Annotated in this window: 1 rRNA gene; it reads left to right on the top strand. The window is 56.1% G+C overall.

The annotated features are described in order from the left end of the window. A 23S ribosomal RNA gene (locus VF724_RS21035) occupies positions 1-2,884 on the top strand; the annotation flags it as partial. Between the last annotated feature and the right edge of the window lie 67 nt (positions 2,885-2,951).

A 2,951-nucleotide genomic window follows, 5' to 3' on the forward strand; every position in this document is an offset into this window, starting at 1 on the left:
GGCGCCAGGAGCCGAAGAAGGACGTGGCGAACGACGAAACGCCTCGGGGAGCCGTAAGCAGGCTTTGATCCGGGGATGTCCGAATGGGGGAACCCCCCTGCCGTCACAGGCAGGGACCCCGCCCTGAACACATAGGGGCGGAGGAGGCCAACCAGGGGAACTGAAACATCTAAGTACCCTGAGGAAAAGAAAACAAGAGTGATTCCGTCAGTAGCGGCGAGCGAACGCGGAGAAGCCTAAACCGGTGGGCATGCTCACCGGGGTTGTGGGACCGCCACAAGTGTTCGGAGCAGATTAGGTGAACAGGCCTGGAAAGGCCGGCCACAGAAGGTAACAGCCCTGTAGCCGAAAATCCGCGAAGAACCGGGCGGCACCCGAGTAGTGCGGGACACGAGAAATCCCGTATGAATCCGGCAGGACCATCTGCCAAGGCTAAATACTCCCTGGCGACCGATAGTGAAGCAGTACCGTGAGGGAAAGGTGAAAAGCACCCCGGAAGGGGAGTGAAACAGAACCTGAAACCGTGCGCTTACAAGAAGTCAGAGCCCTATCTAGGGGTGATGGCGTGCCTTTTGTAGAATGAACCGGCGAGTTACGTTCTCGTGCAAGGTTAAGGTGAAAAGCCGAAGCCGCAGCGAAAGCGAGTCTGAACAGGGCGAGTGGAGTACGAGGACGTAGACCCGAAACCGTGTGATCTACCCCTGTCCAGGGTGAAGGTGAGGTAACACTTACTGGAGGCCCGAACCCACGAACGTTGAAAAGTTCGGGGATGAGGTGGGGGTAGCGGAGAAATTCCAATCGAACTCGGAAATAGCTGGTTCTCCCCGAAATAGCTTTAGGGCTAGCCTCGGAGTGAAGAGTCATGGAGGTAGAGCGCTGATTGGGTGCGGGGCCCGCCAAGGGTTACCAAGTCCAGTCAAACTGCGAATGCCATGGACTTATCTCCGGGAGTCAGACGGTGAGTGCTAAGATCCATCGTCAAGAGGGAAACAGCCCAGACCATCAGCTAAGGTCCCCAAGTGCTTGTTAAGTGGGAAAGGATGTGGAGTTGCCCAGACAACCAGGATGTTGGCTTAGAAGCAGCCACCATTTAAAGAGTGCGTAATAGCTCACTGGTCGAGTGACTCTGCGCCGAAAATGTAACGGGGCTAAACAGGCCGCCGAAGCTATGGCATCGCAAGATGGGTAGGGGAGCGTTGTATGCGGGGTGAAGGTATACCGTAAGGAGTGCTGGACCGCATACAAGTGAGAATGCCGGTATGAGTAACGAAAAGAGGGGTGAGAATCCCCTCCGCCGAAAGCCTAAGGGTTCCTGAGGAAGGTTCGTCCGCTCAGGGTAAGTCGGGACCTAAGGCGAGGCCGAAAGGCGTAGTCGATGGACAACAGGTGGAAATTCCTGTACCACCGTAAGCCGTTATGAGCAATGGGGTGACGCAGGAGGGAAGGGACGCAGGCGGATGGAAGCGCCTGTCCAAGCAGCAAGAGGGGAGCATAGGCAAATCCGTGCTCTGGAACTTTGAGCTGTGACGGGGAGGGAAAATTGAAGTACCGAAGGTCCTGGGCTCAAACTGCCAAGAAAAGCCTCTAGCCAGGCGAAGGTGCCCGTACCGCAAACCGACACAGGTAGGCGAGAAGAGAATTCTAAGGCGCGCGGAAGAACTCTCGTTAAGGAACTCGGCAAAATGACCCCGTAACTTCGGGAGAAGGGGTGCCCCGGTAGGCTGAATAGGCCGAGGGGGCCGCAGTGAAAAGGCCCAAGCGACTGTTTAGCAAAAACACAGGTCTGTGCGAAGCCGCAAGGCGAAGTATACGGGCTGACGCCTGCCCGGTGCTGGAAGGTTAAGGGGAGTGGTAAGCGGCAACGCGAAGCTATGAACCGAAGCCCCAGTAAACGGCGGCCGTAACTATAACGGTCCTAAGGTAGCGAAATTCCTTGTCAGGTAAATTCTGACCCGCACGAATGGCGTAACGACTTGGGCGCTGTCTCAACGAGAGATCCGGTGAAATTTTAATACCTGTGAAGATGCAGGTTACCCGCGACAAGACGGAAAGACCCCATGGAGCTTTACTGCAGCTTGATATTGGACTTGGGTACGGTTTGTACAGGATAGGTGGGAGCCTGGGAAGTGGGAGCGCAAGCTTGCATGGAGGCGGCGTTGGGATACCACCCTGATCGTACTTGAGTTCTAACCTTGCATCCCTCATCGGGACGGGGGACCGTGTCAGGCGGGCAGTTTGACTGGGGCGGTCGCCTCCTAAAGCGTAACGGAGGCGCCCAAAGGTTCCCTCAGAATGGTTGGAAATCATTCGCAGAGTGTAAAGGCACAAGGGAGCTTGACTGCGAGACGTACAGGTCGAGCAGGGACGAAAGTCGGGCTTAGTGATCCGGTGGTACCGAATGGAAGGGCCATCGCTCAACGGATAAAAGCTACCCTGGGGATAACAGGCTTATCTCCCCCAAGAGTCCACATCGACGGGGAGGTTTGGCACCTCGATGTCGGCTCATCGCATCCTGGGGCTGAAGTAGGTCCCAAGGGTTGGGCTGTTCGCCCATTAAAGCGGTACGCGAGCTGGGTTCAGAACGTCGTGAGACAGTTCGGTCCCTATCTGTCGCGGGCGCAGGAAATTTGAGAGGAGCTGTCCTTAGTACGAGAGGACCGGGATGGACGTACCGCTGGTGTACCAGTTGTTCCGCCAGGAGCACCGCTGGGTAGCCAAGTACGGACGGGATAAGCGCTGAAAGCATCTAAGCGTGAAGCCCCCCTCAAGATGAGATTTCCCACATTGGTAAGACCCCTTGAAGACGACGAGGTAGATAGGTTCGGGGTGGAAGTGCCGCAAGGCATGGAGCTGACGAATACTAATCGGTCGAGGGCTTATCCACAACTTTGCAGCATTGCTGCAGCAACATCCATGCGCACCAACGTTTGCTTCGCTTCTAGTTTTGAGGG

The sequence above is a fragment of the Ferviditalea candida genome (assembly GCF_035282765.1).
Taxonomy (GTDB): domain Bacteria; phylum Bacillota; class Bacilli; order Paenibacillales; family KCTC-25726; genus Ferviditalea; species Ferviditalea candida.